The 17566-nt window shown below is 62.4% G+C and carries 16 protein-coding genes and 1 other RNA gene; 9 read left to right on the forward strand and 8 right to left on the reverse strand.

Annotation, left to right across the window (positions count from 1 at the left end):
* Window positions 1-140 precede the first annotated feature (140 nt).
* Window positions 141-1361 carry an alanine racemase gene (locus NKH59_RS21745; RefSeq protein ID WP_352539504.1) on the forward strand — a complete coding sequence of 407 codons (1221 nt, stop codon included), beginning with the start codon at window positions 141-143 and terminating at the stop codon, window positions 1359-1361.
* A gap of 135 nt (window positions 1362-1496) precedes the next feature.
* Here NKH59_RS21745 and NKH59_RS21750 read toward each other — a convergent pair whose 3' ends face one another.
* A complete protein-coding gene (locus tag NKH59_RS21750; protein WP_352539505.1) occupies window positions 1497-2669 on the reverse strand; it encodes a lytic murein transglycosylase in 1173 nt (390 codons plus the stop codon).
* Window positions 2670-2749: 80 nt separating this feature from the next.
* A complete protein-coding gene (locus NKH59_RS21755) occupies window positions 2750-3547 on the reverse strand; it encodes a glycoside hydrolase family 25 protein (protein ID WP_502898549.1) in 798 nt (265 codons plus the stop codon).
* A gap of 405 nt (window positions 3548-3952) precedes the next feature.
* On the opposite strand from NKH59_RS21755, the gene NKH59_RS21760 reads away from it, so the two are divergent.
* Window positions 3953-5332, forward strand: a complete 1380-nt coding sequence (locus NKH59_RS21760) for a serine hydrolase domain-containing protein (protein ID WP_352539506.1) — start codon at window positions 3953-3955, stop codon at window positions 5330-5332.
* A gap of 24 nt (window positions 5333-5356) precedes the next feature.
* On the opposite strand, the gene NKH59_RS21765 is transcribed toward NKH59_RS21760, so the two are convergent.
* The 5 genes from NKH59_RS21765 to NKH59_RS21785 form a co-directional block, all read right to left on the reverse strand.
* Window positions 5357-5665, reverse strand: a complete 309-nt coding sequence (locus NKH59_RS21765) for a HigA family addiction module antitoxin (protein ID WP_352453138.1) — start codon at window positions 5663-5665, stop codon at window positions 5357-5359.
* Between the two features lie 12 nt (window positions 5666-5677).
* Window positions 5678-5974 (reverse strand): type II toxin-antitoxin system RelE/ParE family toxin, encoded by a 297-nt coding sequence (locus NKH59_RS21770; RefSeq protein ID WP_352456184.1) that lies wholly within the window; start codon window positions 5972-5974, stop codon window positions 5678-5680.
* A gap of 136 nt (window positions 5975-6110) precedes the next feature.
* Window positions 6111-6776 carry a class I SAM-dependent methyltransferase gene (locus NKH59_RS21775; protein ID WP_352539507.1) on the reverse strand — a complete coding sequence of 222 codons (666 nt, stop codon included), beginning with the start codon at window positions 6774-6776 and terminating at the stop codon, window positions 6111-6113.
* Window positions 6776-8020: a BtaA family protein gene (locus NKH59_RS21780; protein ID WP_352539508.1), complete on the reverse strand. Its 1245-nt coding sequence runs from the start codon at window positions 8018-8020 to the stop codon at window positions 6776-6778. Before NKH59_RS21780 ends, NKH59_RS21775 begins: the two co-directional genes overlap by 1 nt.
* A gap of 82 nt (window positions 8021-8102) precedes the next feature.
* On the reverse strand, window positions 8103-12056 hold the full coding sequence (locus NKH59_RS21785; protein ID WP_353023004.1) for a hydantoinase B/oxoprolinase family protein: 3954 nt from the start codon (window positions 12054-12056) through the stop codon (window positions 8103-8105).
* A gap of 182 nt (window positions 12057-12238) precedes the next feature.
* Here NKH59_RS21785 and NKH59_RS21790 point away from each other — a divergent pair, with 182 nt between their 5' ends.
* The 7 genes from NKH59_RS21790 (at window position 12239) to NKH59_RS21820 (ending at window position 16247) form a co-directional block, all read left to right on the forward strand.
* Window positions 12239-12445, forward strand: coding sequence for a hypothetical protein (locus tag NKH59_RS21790; protein ID WP_023676780.1), 207 nt, complete (start codon window positions 12239-12241; stop codon window positions 12443-12445).
* Window positions 12446-12642: 197 nt separating this feature from the next.
* A complete protein-coding gene (locus NKH59_RS21795) occupies window positions 12643-13362 on the forward strand; it encodes a TerB family tellurite resistance protein (protein WP_352471547.1) in 720 nt (239 codons plus the stop codon).
* Window positions 13359-14126, forward strand: coding sequence for an N-acetylmuramoyl-L-alanine amidase (locus NKH59_RS21800; protein WP_352471548.1), 768 nt, complete (start codon window positions 13359-13361; stop codon window positions 14124-14126). Before NKH59_RS21795 ends, NKH59_RS21800 begins: the two co-directional genes overlap by 4 nt.
* Window positions 14127-14311: 185 nt before the next feature.
* Window positions 14312-15061, forward strand: a complete 750-nt coding sequence (locus tag NKH59_RS21805) for a lytic transglycosylase domain-containing protein (RefSeq protein WP_352471549.1) — start codon at window positions 14312-14314, stop codon at window positions 15059-15061.
* Window positions 15062-15120: 59 nt separating this feature from the next.
* Window positions 15121-15519, forward strand: an RNA gene (gene rnpB, locus NKH59_RS21810) — RNase P RNA component class A.
* A gap of 153 nt (window positions 15520-15672) precedes the next feature.
* A complete protein-coding gene (locus NKH59_RS21815) occupies window positions 15673-15957 on the forward strand; it encodes a type II toxin-antitoxin system ParD family antitoxin (protein ID WP_352539512.1) in 285 nt (94 codons plus the stop codon).
* The gene (locus NKH59_RS21820) at window positions 15954-16247 is read left to right on the forward strand and encodes a type II toxin-antitoxin system RelE/ParE family toxin (protein ID WP_352539513.1); all 294 of its coding nucleotides are present in this window, start codon (window positions 15954-15956) and stop codon (window positions 16245-16247) included. Before NKH59_RS21815 ends, NKH59_RS21820 begins: the two co-directional genes overlap by 4 nt.
* Before the next feature lie 8 nt (window positions 16248-16255).
* Here the strand turns inward: NKH59_RS21820 and NKH59_RS21825 are convergent, their stop codons facing one another.
* Entirely contained in the window at window positions 16256-17371 is a 1116-nt protein-coding gene (locus NKH59_RS21825; RefSeq protein ID WP_352539514.1) for a cystathionine gamma-lyase, read from the reverse strand.
* Between the last annotated feature and the right edge of the window lie 195 nt (window positions 17372-17566).

Raw genomic sequence — 17566 nt, forward strand, 5'->3', positions numbered from 1 at the left:
TGAGCGATGGCCTAGCTCGCTCATAACCGGCGTGCAGCACCGGCGTAGCGCCGCGAAGCCAGGGCGGCGAGACATAGAATTGTTTTCATTAGCCGCTAGCTTGGATTAATTGTGCGCAGCCTCAGTCAAGGGATTCGTCCATGCAGCGATTCGAAAATGCCCGCGAGGCAGCGCTGGCGCTTCGCCCGGACGATCCGATCTATTGCTTCCGCCCGCAGGTGCTGAAGGCGGACGCCAAACAGTTCATGGGCATGTTTCCCGGCAAGACCGCCTATGCGGTCAAGACCAATGGCGAGCAGATCGTGCTCAACGCCCTGGTCGAGGCCGGCGTCGGTGCCTTCGATGTGGCCTCGCCCGGCGAATTCGCCGCCGTGCGCGCCGTCTCGCCGGACGCCGAGATGCTCTACATGCACCCCGTGAAGGCCCAGTCGGACATCAGGCTGGCGCTGGAAAAATACGCCATCCGCGTCATTTCGCTCGACCATGAGGACGAGGTCACCAAGCTGACCAGGGTGGTGCGGGCGCTCGACATCGATCCGGGCGCCATCACCGTGTTCGTGCGCATCCAGACGAAAGGCTCGGCGGCCTACGAACTGTCGAAGAAGTTTGGCGCCGGACCGGCCAATGCGGTCGAACTGGCCGAACGGCTGAACCGGACGGGCTACAAGGTCGGGCTGTGCTTTCACGTCGGCAGCCAGATCGAGGATCCCGACACCTATGAGCGGGCGCTGGCCTCCGCCGACTGGGTGCGCAACCGCGTCGGCTTCGACGTTGCCGGGCTCGATGTCGGCGGCGGGTTTCCCGCCGAATACGGTCATGATCCGAACAGCCGCAAGCCGGAAATGCCGTCGCTCGGCCAGATCATGTCGCGGCTGTCGGGCGACCTCCAGGAGTACCAGTTCGACCAGATGCCGCTGGTGGCCGAGCCCGGCCGGGTGATCGTGGCGCGCTGCCTGTCGCTGATCGTGCGCGTGCTGCTGCGCAAGGGCAAAAGGCTCTACATCAATGACGGCATCTGGGCGTCGCTGTCGGATTCATGGACCGGCAAGATCACGCTGCCGGCGCGCTTCATCCCCGATCCGGCGATCCGCTCGCGCAATGGCGAGGACAAGACCATCGTGCCGTTCAAGGTCTGTGGCGCGACCTGCGATTCCGTCGACATATTGTCGCGGCCGTTCTGGCTGCCCGAAACAGTCGATACCGGCGACTGGATCGAGATCGGCCATATCGGGGCCTATTCGCTGTCGCTCAGAACACGGTTCAACGGCTTCTATCCCGACACCTTCGTCGAGGTGGCGACGCCGTTCGACGAAGGCGATGCACCGCAGGGGTTCGCCAGCCTGGAGACGATGGCGGATTAGTTAATGGTGGAATGGTGAATAGTGAATAGTGAATAGTGAATAGTGAATAGTGAATAGTGAATAGTGAATGGTGGTAGCTCTGGTGCTCAATGCGGCTCCGGTGCTATTCTTTTCACCATTCACCATTCACCTCCTTCACAGCCTGGCCAGCAGCTCCGGAGTCGGCCAGCCGTCGACCGGCAGGCCCAGACGCATCTGCTCCTTACGGATGGCTTCGCGGGTGTTGGTGCCCAGGATGCCGTCGACGGTGCCCACGTCATAGCCTTTCGCTTCGAGCTTGGTCTGTAGCGCCTTCATCTGGTCGGCGTCGAGGCCGGGTTCGGGGTTGCGCGGATCGAATCGCGGCGCGCCCCCCAGTCGGGCGGCAAGATTTGCCGCGGTCAGGGCATAGGTGAAGGACTGGTTCCACTCGAGATAGACGTCGAAATTGTCGTAGGTCAGGAAGGCTGGCCCCTTGCGACCCATGGGCAGCGCCAGGCCGGCCTTCAGGCCGTTGTCGAGAAGCGGCGTACCGTCGGGCCTGGTAACGCCCCACTGGCTCCATTGCGTCAACGGCAGCTTGTTGGTGCGTCCCGTCTGCTCCCACGGCAAATCGTCAGGCACACGGACTTCCTCGATCCAGGGCTGGTCGCGCTTCCAGCCGCGCGACTGGATCTTGCTGGCCGTGCTCATGATCACGTCCGGCGCGCTGCCGCGCAGGTCGACCAGGCCGTCGCCGTCGCCGTCGACGCCGTGGCCGAGATAGTCGGAAGGCAACATCTGCGTCTGGCCGATCTCGCCGGCCCAGGCACCGGTCACGTCGGCCGGCACCACGCCGCGATCGATCAACATCAGCAGCGGCACGATCTGCGGCCGGAACAGCTGCGGACGGCGGCAGTCATGCGAGAGGCTCACCAGCGCGTTCAGCGTATGAAAATCGCCCTGCACGGCGCCAAAATCGGTCTCCAGGGCCCAGAAGGCGGCGATGACCGGCGCCTGCACGCCGTATTCGCGATCGGCGCGGACAAAGACCTCGGCATATTTTTGCAGATTGGCCGCACCTTGCTTCAGCCGATGCGACGAGATCATGCGGTTCGAGAATTCGATGAAGGTCTGGGTGAAGACGCCCTGGGCGCGGTCGCGTGCCAACGCCTTCTCATCGAGGGTGGCGTTTTCCAGCGCATCAAGGCCGGCAGCGCCGACGCCGGCCGCCCTGGCCTCCGCCGCCACGCCGTGCTTCCATGACTCGAAATCCCCGCCGCATTGCTGTGCCGCGGCCGGCACGGCGGTCTGGAGCAGCGCCGCGAGAAGTCCAAAGCGCAATCGCATCGCTATCCTTCCAAGAAGATTACCGGCGGTTGCAGGCATTCGTCGTTGGCTGTGTCGAAAAGCAGGCGGCAGGCCTGGTGTCAACGGGTGTTCTGCCGCAACCACTTCTTCCACGCGGCTTCGGAGCCGTTGAAGACGCTGATGTCGGCGTTTCCGGCCATGCCCGGCACGACACCCGTTCCGGTATACTGCCAGAAGGTGAAGGGATGGCTGCCGTATTTCTGGCGCGGGTGCCCGGCGACGGAGCGCAGCCAGTAGGGGTAATTGCGGAAGCCCGATAAACCGTTATCTTCGAAGAAATCGACAGACGTGTAGATGATTGGCTTCTTGCCGTAGTATTTTTCGACGATTTCGAGGAACGTGCTCATCTCGCTGCGTACCGTGGCCGGATCGGGCCGCAGCTTACAGGTCGGCGATTTCGGGTTCCATTCCATGTCGAGAACCGGCGGCATCGCCGAGCTGTCTTTGGGCACGTTCTGGATGAACCAGCGCGCCTGGGTAGCGGCCGGCGTGCAAAAGTAGAAAAAATGATAGGCGGCACGGGGGATGCCCGACGCCCTGGTGCGGCTCCAATGCTCGTTGAAAGCTTCATCGAAACGGTCTCCGCCTTCGGTTGCCTTGATAAAGGCGAAGGAGATGCCGCTGGCCCTGGCCGCCGGCCAGTCGATCGATGTCTGGTATTTGGAGACGTCGGTGCCGTGGACGGCATAGCTCCACGGTGCGCCGCTGTCCCATTCATGCGGGTCGGAATCGGCAAAACGCGGCGCGCGTACCGCAACCATCGAGGCGCTGGACGACGACAGCGATGGCGTCAGATCCTCGACTGTCGAGCAGGCACCAAGCAGCGTCAGCGTGATGAGAACCGCGAAACGGCGCATCGCTACTTCCCGAGCCGGTTTCAGCCGGCCGCTGATGGGTCTTTCCGCGGGTGCCCCTCGACCGGGCGCAGCGTGTCTGAAACCGACTTACGCGACGCGCCTGGATCTTCGTTTCATGCATTCCCAAACCGTTACGCAGTTTTGGGACGCATACATTCAAGCCCCGCCGGACGGTCACCCCACAGGATCGCCCGGTCTATCCTAAGCGCGTCGCTTCGACGCGCTTAGCTCTTTTGTCTATGCATGTCGTTGTCCCAAAACCGCTGCGCACTTCTGGGCGACATTCACCTGTGATCGCCGATCATGGTTGATATTCGGTTGACGGCGCTCGACAAGAGCCGCGATTTTGCCGAAACAATGGCGGCAAATCGATGACATAGATCGCGCTCAGGGGAATTCGAAAAAATGCAGATCCTCCTGAAGTTCGTCAAATGGCTGCTCGGCCTGGCTGCGCTGGCCGCCGCGATACTCGCCGGCTGGCTGTATTTCGCGCCGCCGGAACTGATCCGCGTCGGTTCCGGCTATGCCGCCAAGATCGTCTGCTCGAACGTCTTCATCGCCGGGCGAGACGCCGACGACGTGCTCGCCGTCGATGTGCAGGCGCCGGGTCATCCGCTGCTGAAGCTGATGAGAGTGTCGGTGGACAAGGAGAAGGGAACGGTTTCGGCGGGCCTGTTCGGCGCGCTCGGCAAAAGTGTCGCGGTCGCCCGCGACGGGCTCGGCTGCGCCTCGGTTCCCGACGGCGATATTGCCGCCGCCAAGGCTGTCGCCGGAGCTCCACCGACGCCGGCGCCGCTGCCCGATCTGATCTGGCCGGAGGGCGACAAGGCCGATGCCTCGCAGGATCCCGAGGTCGCGAAAGTCCTCGACGATCCAGCCATGACCGGCGCCGGCATGCGGGCGGTGGTGGTGGTCAAGAACGGCCGCATCGTCGCTGAGCGCTATGGCGACGGCTTTTCCGAAAAGACGCCGCTATTGGGCTGGTCAATGACCAAGACGGTGAATGCGGCGATCGTCGGCACGCTGGTGAAGGAGGGCAAGCTAGCGATGACCAACCAGGGTCTGTTCGGTCCCTGGAAGGGAGATGGCCGCGCCGTGATCAGCCTCGCCGATATGATGGCGATGTCGAGCGGGCTGGAATTCAACGAGGATTACGGCGACGTCGCCGACGTAACGCGCATGCTCTATCTCGAACCGGACATGGCGGGCTTTGCCGGATCCAAGCCGCTGACCGGCGAGGTCGGCAAGGTGTTTTCCTATTCGAGCGGCACGGCGGTGATGCTGTCCCGATTGTGGCAGGACGCGATCGGCGACAAGGACAAGGCGCTGGCCTGGCCGAGGACCGCGCTGTTCGATCCGCTCGGCATGCACAGCGCTGTGCTTGAGGCCGACGAGCACGGCACCTTCGTCGGCTCGTCCTATCTCTATGCCACGGCACGCGACTGGGCGCGCTTCGGCCAGTTCCTGCTGCAGGGCGGCGTCTGGAACGGCAAGGAGATTCTGCCCGCCGGCTTCGTCGACTGGATGCGGGAACCGGCAACTGCCTCGAAAGTCTACGGCAAGGGGCAATTGTGGATAGAAGGACCGGGCGACGAAGAAAACCCCGGCGCCGGCACTGCCGCCGGCGTGCCCAAGGACACCTATTGGATGGAGGGGCATGACGGGCAAACGGTCGCCATCATCCCCTCGGAGCAGCTGATTGTGGTGCGGCTCGGCCTGACGCCGCCCAGGCTCGGCTATCGGCCGCAGGTGATGGTGGCGGCGCTGGTCAAGGCGCTGCACTGAGGAATGCGGCGGTCGCAGTCTTGTCTATGCGGCTGTCGCCAAAGGCTTGGCGCGATCAACACGCGCCCGCTCGTCGGGTGAATTCATAACCGTCCAAAGATCGTTACGGCGCTGGACGTTCAACCAGAAATCCGGGCTGTTGCCAAACACCCGCGCCAGAATGAGCGCGGTAGCCGCCGTCACGTTGCGGCGGCCGTTGCACAATTCGTTCACATGCTTGCGCTGGACGCTCATAGCTTCGGCCAAAGCCGCCTGTGTCAGGCCGAGTGGTTGCATGAATTCTTCCGTAAGAATTTCGCCAACCGTTGCTGGCTTGCGTGCGGTCATCAACATGTCTCACCTCACTTATATATAACTGTGGTCGTCGAGATAGATGTCCGACGCCTCGCCCCGGCCCCCGTCCCAGCGGAAGACCAGCCGCCATTGTTTGTTGACACGGATCGAATGGAAGCCTTCGAGATTGCCGCGCAACTTCTCGAAATGGTTGCTGGGCGGCACACGCAAATCCTGATCGATCGCCGCGTCGTCAATCATCTGGAGCTTGCGGAACAAGCGGCTTTCGAGATCGGACGGAATATTGCGGGAATGGGTGTCGTCCACGAAGAAAGCCCGCAGCCATCCATCTCTAAATCCGATGATCATCCCATGCTTCCGGCAAGGAGATAATGTACCACTCCTTGGGTCACATGGCAATGTGTGATTTAGCCAATTAAACTGATGTCAGCCACGGCCCCCATTTAGGATTGGAGCCCCAAAACCTTCCACGCCAAAATTGATATTAGATGGCGATCTTGATCACGGCGAGCCAGCTGTAGCCGCGATAAAGTGTTCTGAATCGAAGGCTTGCACCAACTCTCGCAGATTCCGATTCCAGGACGTCGCGCAGGGCTTCACGCGGCTGGACATGGAATTTTTTCAGCCAGCCGCGCAGCAGCGTGTGGAACCAGCCGGGCAGGGCCTCCTGCTGGCCGAAATCGACGACGTGCAGCGAGCCGCCCGGTGACAGGGCAGCAAGAGCCGCGAACACTGTCTTCTCCCAGCCGGGAATCATCGACAGCGAATACGAGACAAAAATGCGGTCGAAACTTTTGACGCCGAACAGTGCTTTCGCGTCGAAATCGGTGGCGTCGCCGCACGCCAGGGTGACGCGCCCGGAGAGGCCTTCGCGGGCAAGGGCAGCGGTGGCCGTCTCCAGCATCCCGGCCGAAATATCGAGGCCGAAGAAGCGCGCGCCGGGATAGCGGCGGGCGGCGAGGATGATGTTGCGGCCGGTGCCGCAGCCGAGCTCGAGCACGGTGCCGCCGGCCGGCACATCCAGTCCGGCGATAAGCCGGTCGCGGCCGAGCAGATAGTATTTGCGGGTCAGGTCGTAGATATGACGCTGCCAGCGGTAGACGCCGTCCATCAGCTCGGCATGGCTGGCCGGCAAGTCGGTCGTGCTCATCAGGACCGCTTCGCATAGAGATGGAAGCCGCCATAGATGGCCGAGCGGTCGCGCGCCGAAAACTCGCGCGAGGCGTCGTTCTCGTAGCGCCACTGGTCGAGCAGCGAATTCGAGACGCGGCCGGGCAGCAGGCTGGGTTCCGCTGCGGTGCGGAAGATGACGCGGGCGCCGGTTGAGGCGGTTCGGGTGATCTCGGCCCACAACCCGTTGAGCTGGTGGTCGGTCATCCAGTCCTGTGCATCGAGCAGCACGAAGCGATCCACCGAGCCGGCATCCTTGCGGGCAAGGAACTCGATCAGATTGGCGTGGTGGATGGCAACGCGATCGACATTGTTGCGGATCGTCTTGTAGTTGCACTTTTCGAGATAGGCGGGCAGGGCGGCCTCGCCCGGATCAGGGTAGCGGCGGGCGAAAGCCTGCCAGGCGAAATAATTGGTCTTCAGCGGAAAATCGCAGGCGAGCTTTTCCAGTCGTGCCTTCAGCACGCTGGCCATGGTGCCGTCACCCGAGGTGATCAGCGAATCGTACTGGGCCGGCGGAATGCCGAGGCCGAACAACGAGGCTTTTCGTGAGGTCGCCCATTTCAGCAGCGGTTTTTTGAAGACCGGCGCCAGCTCTTCGTCGAAGAAGCGGCGCTGATCGGCGATGCTCTTGGCGTCCATGATGCCGGCCGGGTCGACGCCGAAGAATTTTGCGGTGCGGTGGCCCACGGCGATGAACAGGCCAAGCAGGCCGGTCTGGTAGAAATTGCGGTCGAAGACAGCGATGCGGCGACGGCCGCGCCAGTTGCGGCGCTCCCAATAATGGCGGCTGACCGGGTCGAGATGCGGTGCGATGAAGCGATCGTAGGCCTGTGAATTGTGCCCGGTCCCAGCCGCGCCGAAGAAACGGAACAGGTCGCCCTGCGACGGCAGGTGACGGACGGCTTCGAGCTTCATGCGGTTCAGCGCGATATGGGCAGCGTTGAGGTCGACGGCATCGATCCTTTCCGGCGAGCGGGTGAGATAGGCAAGGATGTTACAGCCGCCGGAGGCAATGGTGACGATGCGGTGGCCCGTCCCGAGCTGCATCGCGTCCATGTCGATTTCGGGGTCTTCCCAGATCTGCGGATAGACGAGGCCGGAGAACAGGAAGGCGAACAGGCGCTCGGAGAGGCCAGCTTTCGACAGCGGGCGGTTCTGGTAGACGGCCTTGCCGACTTCCTTGCCGCGGCGAAAAACCAGGTCCCCAGAAATGTCCGTCATGGCAAGGCGATTCCCCGTTTGCGTTGCCGCAAGCGGGTAGCGCAGGGTGATGACAGGCCGGTGACAGCCTGTTGACGCGAGTTCAGGCCTTGCCAAATCCACCTGGGGTCGGGGTCGTCACGATGACCGCCTCGCCAGCGTCGAGGATGGTCTGATCGCAGGCTTTCAGCGTCTCGATCGCGCCGGTCTTGCGGCGGACCTTGGTCGAACCGGCCTCGCCATCGCCGCCTCCGTCCAGTCCCCGCGGCGGGCGGTTGCCATGCGAGGACAGGATCGCGCATTCCATTTTTTCGAGGAAGCGGATAGTGCGCCTGGTGCCGTCGCCGGCATTCCATTTGCCTTCGCCGCCGGAGCCTTCGCGGATATGAAAATCCTCCAGCAATACCGGGAAACGCAGTTCCAGCACTTCCGGATCGGTCAGGCGCGAATTGGTCATATGGGTGTGGACGCCGGAGGTGCCGGCAAAACCGCGGCCGTCGTTCATCCGGCCGGCCGGCGAGCCCGAGCAGATCGTCTCGTAATACTGGTACTGCTTGTTGCCGAAGGTGAGATTGTTCATCGTGCCCTGCGCATTGGCCATCGCGCCCATGGCGCCGAATAGCGCGTTGGTGACGTGTTGCGAGGTCTCGACATTACCGGCGACGACTGCCGCGGGATAGGCGGGTTTCAGCATCGAGCCGTCGGGAATGATGATGTTGATCGGCCGCAGACATCCGGCATTCATAGGGATGTTGTCTTCGACCATGACGCGGAAGGCATAAAGCACAGCGGCTCGGGCGACCGGCTCTGGCGCATTGAAATTGTTCTTCATCACCGGCGACGTTCCGGTGAAGTCGACGGTCGCTTCGCGCTTCCGCCGGTCGACCGATATCTTCACCTTGATCATTTGGCCGGTGTCGGTCGGATATTCGTATTCCGAACTGTCGGGCAGCCGCTCCAGAACGCGGCGCACGCTTTCGGCGGCATTGTCCTGGACATGGCCCATATAGGCTGCGACCACATCGAGGCCGAAATGCGCGACCATCTTGCGCAGCTCGGCGACGCCCTTTTCGTTCGCGGCGATCTGCGCCTTGAGGTCGGCGATGTTCTGGTGCGGATTGCGCGCCGGGTAGGGGTGGTCGGTGAGCAGCGTCTCCAGGTCCTTCTCGCGGAACCGGCCGCGATCGACGATGCGGAAATTGTCAAACAGCACGCCTTCCTCGTCGACGGTTGTGGCAAGCGGCGTCATCGAGCCGGGCGCGGTGCCGCCGATGTCGGCATGATGGCCACGCGAGGCGACGTAGAAGAGGATCTTCGGCGATTGGCCGATCTCCCCCCTTGTGGGGGAGGTGGCGGCGAAGCCGCCGGAGGGGGTCGTTGCGGCAGTGCTCGACGCACTTGTGGTGCCTTCTGCGAGGACCCCAACCGGCCGCTTCGCGGCCACCCTCCCCTCAAGGGGGAGGGAAAACACCGGCGTCACCACTGTGATATCAGGCAGATGGGTGCCGCCATTGTAAGGCGCGTTCAGCGCAAAGACGTCGCCGGGACGGATGTCGCCGGAGTTGAGCCGGATGATGGTTTCCACCGAGCGGTCCATCGAGCCGAGATGCACCGGCATATGCGGCGCGTTGGCGACCAGCGCGCCATTCCGGTCGAAAACGGCACAGGAGAAGTCGAGGCGCTCCTTGATATTGACCGAATAGGCGGTGTTCTGCAGCGTCACGCCCATCTGCTCGGCGATCGACATGAACAGGTTGTTGAAAACCTCCAGCATCACCGGATCGGCTTCGGTGCCGAGTGCGGCGTGTCGGCGCTTCTTCTCGACGCGCCGCATCAATACGTGGTTCTTGGCGGTGATCTCGGCCTGCCAGCCCGGCTCGACGACGATGGTCTGGTTAGGCTCGATGATCAAAGCGGGGCCGGCGATCTTGTTACCAGGCTTCAGCGTTTCGCGAGGGAAAATGCCGGCGTCGCGCCAGACGCCGTCGACAAAGATTTTCCGGTTCCCGGAAGGATTTGCGGCCATGTATTCAACAACTGAATCGCTTTCGTCGCGGCCGGTGCCGCCGGTATCGGTACCTTCGACGCCGATCGACTCAACGATCATCGGCTTGTCGTCATAGACGAAACCGAACTGTGCCTTGTGCGCCGATTCGAAGTCCGCCTTGGCCTGCGCAATCGAGCCGTGCCCGAAGTTCACAGGCAGCGCGGTATCGGTGCCGTCGTAGCGGATCTGCAGCACCGGTCTCGAGACGACCGCGTCTTCGCTGATGCCTTGCGCGGCGAGTTCGTCGATGACGGCTTTGCGCAGCGTTGCGATGAGTTCATCGATCGCTGGCCCGGAATTGTCCGCCAGCGGCTTCAGCAGCGCCTGCTGGCGTGACGCAAATACAGAGGATAGGCCGATGCCGTATGCCGAGAGCAGCCCTGAGAAGGGATGGATCAGCACCGCCTCCATGCCGAGCGCATCGGCGACCAGGCAAGCGTGCTGGCCGCCGGCGCCGCCGAAGCAGTTCAGGAGGTATTCGGTGACATCGTAGCCGCGCTGCACCGAAATCTTCTTGATGGCGTTGGCCATGTTTTCGACGGCGATGGTGATGAACCCTTCGGCGACGGTTTCCGGTGAGCGGCCGTCGCCGATCTCGGCGGCAAGTGCGGTGAATTTTTCGCGAACCGTCTGGACGTCGAGCGGTTCGTCCTGGCCCGGTCCAAAAATAGCCGGGAAGAACTCGGGCTGCAGTTTGCCCAGCATGACATTGGCGTCAGTGACGGCCAGCGGGCCGCCGCGCCTATAGGCGGCCGGGCCGGGGTTGGCGCCGGCCGAATCCGGCCCGGCGCGAAAGCGGCCGGCCTCGTAATGCAGGATCGAGCCGCCACCTGCAGCGACGGTGTGGATGCGCATCATCGGCGCGCGGATGCGCACGCCGGCGACCTCGGTGTCGAAGGCGCGCTCGTAGTCGCCATCGTAATGGGCGACATCGGTGGAGGTGCCACCCATGTCGAAGCCTATGACTTTGCCGAAACCGGCGAGTTTTGCCGTCTCAACCATGCCGACGACGCCGCCGGCCGGGCCGGACAACAGCGCGTCCTTGCCCTGGAACATTTCGGCGGCGGTGAGGCCGCCCGACGACATCATGAACATGAGGCGAGGGCTTTCCCTCCCCCTTGAGGGGAGGGTGGCGGCGAAGCCGCCGGGTGGGGTCGGCTCGACTGGGTTCGACCTACTCTCCCCCCTTGAGGGGGAGATGGCCGCAAAGCGGCCAGAGGGGGTCCTGTCAGAAGGCACCACAGGGGCGTCGAGCACTGCCGCAACGACCCCCTCTGTCGGCTCCGCCGACATCTCCCCCTCAAGGGGGGAGAGGACGCCCAGTTCCTTTGCCACTCTTTGCACATATCTCGACAGGATCGGCGACAGGTAGGCGTCGACCACCGTGGTGTCGCCGCGGCCGACCAGTTTGATCAGAGGCGAGACCTCGTGGCTGACTGAGACCTGCGAGAATCCGAGCTTTCGACAGACTTTGGCGACCGCCTTTTCGTGCTCGGGATGTTTCCAGGCATGCATGAAGACGATCGCGACCGCATCGATGCCATCCGCCTTGGCTTGCTCAATAGCCGGGCGTACCGAAGCAATGTCGAGCAGGCGCTCGACACTGCCGTCGGCGCGAACCCTTTCGTCGATCTCGACGACACGCTCATAGAGCTGTTCGGGAAGGATGATCTGCTTGGCAAAGATATCGGGCCTGGCCTGATAGGCAATCCTCAGCGCATCGCGGAAGCCTTTGGTGATGAGCAGCAGCACACGGTCGCCCTTGCGCTCGAGAAGCGCATTGGTGGCAACCGTGGTGCCCATCTTGACATCGCCGATCAGAGCGGAGGGGATTGGAGCGCCGGGTTGGACGCCGAGCAAATCGCGAATGCCCTGGATGGCAGCGTCGGCATAGGCTTCGGGATTTTCCGAAAGGAGTTTCCTTGGATGCAGCCCGCCTTGCGGGTCACGGCCGATGACATCTGTGAAGGTGCCGCCACGGTCGATCCAGAAATCCCATTTTGCAGTCACTGCGGCGGCTCCCGGGATTTTTCCCTGTTCGATCTGTTAGCTTGCGAGGCCCTAACCGGCAATCGTCAAATGATTGGAATATGTTACAGGCAGAAATGCAACGTTACGAAACTCATGCGCAGCTTACGCATTGTGTCCTCGACCGCCGCCGGTAACGGAGGCGTGATTAGAGGAGAGATATCATGAAGAAACTCATTCTTGCGTCGGTGTCGGCGCTTGCGTTGCTTGGCCTTGCCGCCTGCAGCAACAGCGGCACCGACAACACCACGACGCAGAGCACCAACCCGCCGGCATCCGACCAGACGATGAAACCGGCTGCTCCTGACGCAAACAAGCCGGCCGAGCCGGCTCCGGCTCCGGCGCCTGCGCCGGCTGCTCCGGCTCAGTAGTCAATGTGACAACCAAGGAAAGGCTGGCCTCACAGGCCGGCCTTTCTGCTGCTTACGATACCAGCGCCTGGCGGCCGAGTGCGACGACGTGAGCGCTGGCGCCAGCCGCCTCAGGCATTGCGCCAAATCGATTGGGCCAGCCCCTGCGGCACTGTCTTGGCTTGATAGCGATGGGTGGTTGGTCCTATGAAGCCCCCATGTCGATTTGGGACCGCCTTGGCGACTTCGTCACACGCGTTTCATCTTCAGCGTCGTCAGGCGTCGCCGAAGTGGTCGAGGCCGTGCGCACGGTTTTCTCCGGCGATGCCGATCTGCGCCGGCGCGTCGCCTTCTCGGTGGCGATGATCGCCCTGTCGGCCAAGATGGCCAAGGCAGACGGCATCGTCACGCAAGACGAGGTGCGCGCCTTCCAGGAAATATTCGAGGTGCCGAAGGAACAGAGGCGCAATGTGGCGCGGCTCTACGATTTGGCCAAACGCGACATTGCCGGTTTCGAGACCTATGCCGAGCGGATGGCGCAGCTTTGCGGTTCGGGCCATTCGAACTGCCTGATGCTCGAGGATATACTCGACGGGCTGTTCCACATCGCCAAGGCCGACGGGCTGGTGCATGAGCGCGAGGGCGAATTCCTGCATCGCATCGCCGAGATATTCCGCATCGATGAGGCGCATTACCAGAGCATCCTGGCCCGGCATGTCGATCTGGGTGCCGCCGATCCCTATGTTGTGCTCGGCATCGAGCGCGGGAAGCCGTTCGAGGAGGTCCGCAGGCGCTACCGCAAGCTGGTCTCCGACAATCATCCGGACCGGCTGATCGCACGCGGCCTGCCGCAGGAATTCATCAAGATCGCGACGACCAGGCTGGCGGCGATCAACGCGGCCTATGAAATGATCGAGCGAGGCCTGCGGCACGCATGAGCGGCTTTCCGCCCGATGAGCCGAGCGCCGAGGTCAGGGTATCGCCGAATTTCGGACCACGGCGCGGGACGCTCGGACCCGATATGATCGTGCTGCACTACACCGGCATGGCTACCGGCGCCGGTGCCGAGGCATGGTTGTGCGATCCGGCAAGCGAGGTCTCGTCGCACTACCTGGTCCATGAGGACGGCCGCATTGTTCAGATGGTAAGGGAAAGCGACCGCGCCTGGCATGCCGGCAAGAGCTCGTGGTTCGGACAGAGCGACATCAACTCCTGTTCGATCGGCATCGAGATCGTCAATCCGGGGCATACGCTCGGCTATCGCAACTTTGCAAAACCGCAGATCGGTGCGGTGATCGGCCTGTGCGCCGGCATCATCGAGCGCCATTCCATTCCGGCGCAGCGGGTGCTTGCCCATTCCGACGTGGCACCGGGGCGCAAGGTCGATCCAGGCGAGAAATTTCCATGGAAGGCCTTGTTTGCCGTCGGTATCGGCCATGTTGTGCCGGCAGCACCGATCCGGCGCGGCGCCGTGCTGAAGCCAGGCGATACCGGCGCCGAGGTAGAGGCGCTGCAGTCGATGCTGGCGCTCTATGGTTATGGCGTCGAGATCACCGGCGCCTTCGATCGGCAGACCGAAATCGTGGTAGAGGCATTTCAGCGGCATTTCCGGCAGCGCCTGGTCGATGGCATGGCTGATGGATCGACGATCCGCACGCTGGAAAGGCTGCTCGCTTCCGTAAGGATAGCCTCTCTCAAATAATCTTTTGCCAGCTTAAAAATTACAATCTGTTACTCAAAGTGACTTGCGTCGCCTTCTTTGGCGCCAATTCCGTCGTCAAAGGCGATCCGTACAGATTGTCGGACGTCTATCCCCCCAAATGTTCCGATGTTGATTGAGGGTATCTGCGCGAAGTTCTTTGTGCAGATCAAACAGAACAGGATCACATGCAGAAATTGACCGTTTTAACGGCAGCCATTGCTGCCGGCGTAATGACTTTTGCCTTCAGTGCGGCAAACAGCGCACCGCTGAGCCAGCGGGCCGATCAGGGCTTCAGTGCCGCAGCCGGCAAAACCGCCGTGCCGAAAGCCACCCGTGGTGCAAAAGTAGAGAAGACCGCCACCGCAAAAGTGGAACAAGCAACCGCGGTAAGGACGAAAAAGCCGGCCCCTGCGAAAAAGCCAACCGCTGCAAGAAAGACAATCTCAAAACACTATGTGAAGCGTAACCGCAAAAGCATCGACCACATGGCAACGGCGTCAGTCGCTCCGAAGAGCAGGCCAGCGCCTCAGGCGGTGGTAGTCGGCGCCAGCGGACAGTATTCGGCGATCATTGCGCGTTATGCCGCCAGCTATGGCGTCCCGGTGTCGCTCGCCAACGCCGTCATCAAGATCGAAAGCAACTACCAACCGAACCAGGTCGGCAGCGCCGGCGAGATCGGCCTGATGCAGATCAAGCCGGCGACGGCGCGGATGATGGGCTATAGCGGTTCGGTTCAGGGCCTCTATGATCCAGATACCAACATCAAATACGGCATGAAGTACCTCGCCATGGCGCGGGATCTCGGCGGCGGCACGACCTGCGGCACGATCCTGAAATACAATGCCGGCCATGCCGCCACACGGATGAACCCGGTGTCCGCAGCCTATTGCGGCAAGGTCAAGGTCCAGCTGGCTGCACTTGGAGCGCCCGCCTGACAAGCGACAACTTGCTTTTTCGTTTGCGTTTTCGGGCCTGAACCCCTTTATACGCCTTGCCAGCTGGCCGGGCGGCCGCACCCGCGAAGCCGAAAGGCTGCGGGTGAGGAAAGTCCGGGCTCCATGGAGACACGGTGCCGGTTAATGGCCGGCGGGGGCGACCCCAGGGAAAGTGCCACAGAAAGCAAACCGCCACGATCCAATCGTGGCAAGGGTGAAAGGGTGGGGTAAGAGCCCACCGCGCGACTGGCAACAGGAGCGGCACGGTAAACCCCACCGGGAGCAAGACCGAATAGGGGCGGTGCGGGGGGAAACCCTCGAGGGCTGTTTCCGGCTCACCGTCCGGGTAGGTTGCGTGAGGCGTATGGCAACATGCGCCCAAGATGAATGGCCGCCACGTTCTCGCCGTGTAAGCGGCGAGGGCCATACAGAACCCGGCTTACAGGCCAGCTGGCAGTTTTCCCCGATAAAAGGAAATCTCCTGATATCAGCAGGTTGCGTCTTCGGGCGCAGCCGTTGGTTCAGTTTTCGACCCGCAATTAAGCGCGGCATTCCTTGAAAATGGTGCGATTAAATCGTACCATTTGGATGACGGTATTCAGGAGCGCGTCATGGGACAGGTCGATAAACGCAGCATCACGCTGTCGCCGGAATTGGCGGCGGTGGTCGACGACGTGGTCGCCGCCGGCGAATATGCCTCGGCGAGCGAGGTGATCCGCGACGCGCTGCGGCAATGGAAGGACCGGCGCGACCTGCTCGGCTACACGGTCGAGGAATTGCGCAAGCTGGTGCAGGAAGGGATCGACAGCGGGCCGGGGCTGGACGGGCCGCCAATCATGGAACGGCTGCGCGCCAAATATCTGAAAATGACCGGAACCAAAGGCCTTGAGGAGTGAAATACCGCCTGCTTCCTCAGGCATTGATCGACCTCGAAGCCATCGGCGACTACATTGCCGAACAGAATCCAAATGCGGCGGTTCGGCTCGTGGATCTCTTGCAAAGGCGGTGGGATTTGCTGACCCTGCACCCCTTCTCAGGTGCGCCGCGCGAAGACATCGCAACCGGAATCCGTCACCTGATCGTCGGCGAATACCTCACCTTGTATCGTGTCCGCGAAGAGGCGATCGAAATCATTCGCGTGCTGCACGGCCGGCGCAAGATCGACGCCGACGATCTAAGTTCGTGATTGCCGATTCAGCCACCGATTGCGTCCAGCGACGCCTCGATCGCCTGCCAAAGCTCTTCCACCGGCTCGCAGCCGATCGACAGGCGAACGAAGCCGGGGGGAACGGCATCTCCCCTTTTTGATCGCCGTTCGGCCGAAGTGTGTACGCCGCCGAACGAAGTCGCTGCCTGCATCAAGGCGCAGTTGTTGATGAAATCCTCGGCCTTGTCCTCCGAGGCGAGCACGAACGAGATGAGAAAGCCGAAGCGCTCCATCTGGGCGCGGGCAAGATTGTGCGATGGATCGCTCTCCAGTCCCGGAAAGCGCAAGCCGCTGATCGCGCGATGGTTTTTCAGTCGTCGCGCTATTATTTCGGCGGAAGCGCACATGCGGTCGAAGCGCACGTCCAGCGTTTCGAGGCCGCGATGCACCAGCCATGCCTCGAACGGCCCGGGGATGGCGCCCGACGTCTCGCGCCAGTCGGTCACCCTTGAGATAATGTCCGCGTCGCGGCTGGCGACATGGCCGAACAGCACGTCGGAATGGCCGTTTGGTGCCTTGGTGTCGGCGGCAATGACGATGTCTGCGCCGAGATCGAGCGGGCGCTGGCCGAAAGGCGTCATCGTCGTGTTGTCGACCACAAGCCCCGCACCCGCTTTGTGCACGGCTTCGGCGACGGCTGCGATGTCGCATATATCCAGTCCCGGGTTGGCGGGCGTTTCGACGAAGGCAAGCCGGTATCCGTCGAAGCCGCCGTCGAGGAAGCTCGACGTCGGCCGGACATCGTAAGTGACGTCGAAGGACTTGAGGAAGCGCTCTGCCAGCGCTCTCGTCGTGTGATAGCCGTCGGACGGCAGCAGGATACGGTCGCCGGCTTTGAGCAGGCCGAAAAATACCGCCGAGATGGCAGCCATCCCCGAGGGAAAGGCGACGCATGGGGCGTCTTCCAGATGCGCCAGCATGTGCTCGACCGCATCCCAGGTTGGATTGCTGAAGCGGCCATATTGATCATAGCCGGTGGCGTCGCCGGGCGCATGAAAGATGGCGGCCATGGTCAGGGGCAAGGGGATCGGGTCGCCCTTGGCCAGCCCGCCGCGGCGCAGATGGGGAAGTGCCGCGGCGCGTGACTTGGCTGTTTCGGACATGGTTTCAACCTCGTTACTGACCGGAAAAGGACATGCCGAGGCTATGCGCGGCAGCGATCCGCAGCAAGCCGGCTCCGGTTGGGCCACACGGCTCTAAACGCTTCGTTAGGCTTAATAGACGATAAAGACGGGAGTGCCGTCAAAGCTGCTCTCCCCAGTCGTGGCAGGCGCGTTTTGAAGACTGTTCCCGTTGAC

This window comes from Mesorhizobium sp. M0998, from assembly GCF_040318885.1.
Classification (GTDB): domain Bacteria; phylum Pseudomonadota; class Alphaproteobacteria; order Rhizobiales; family Rhizobiaceae; genus Mesorhizobium.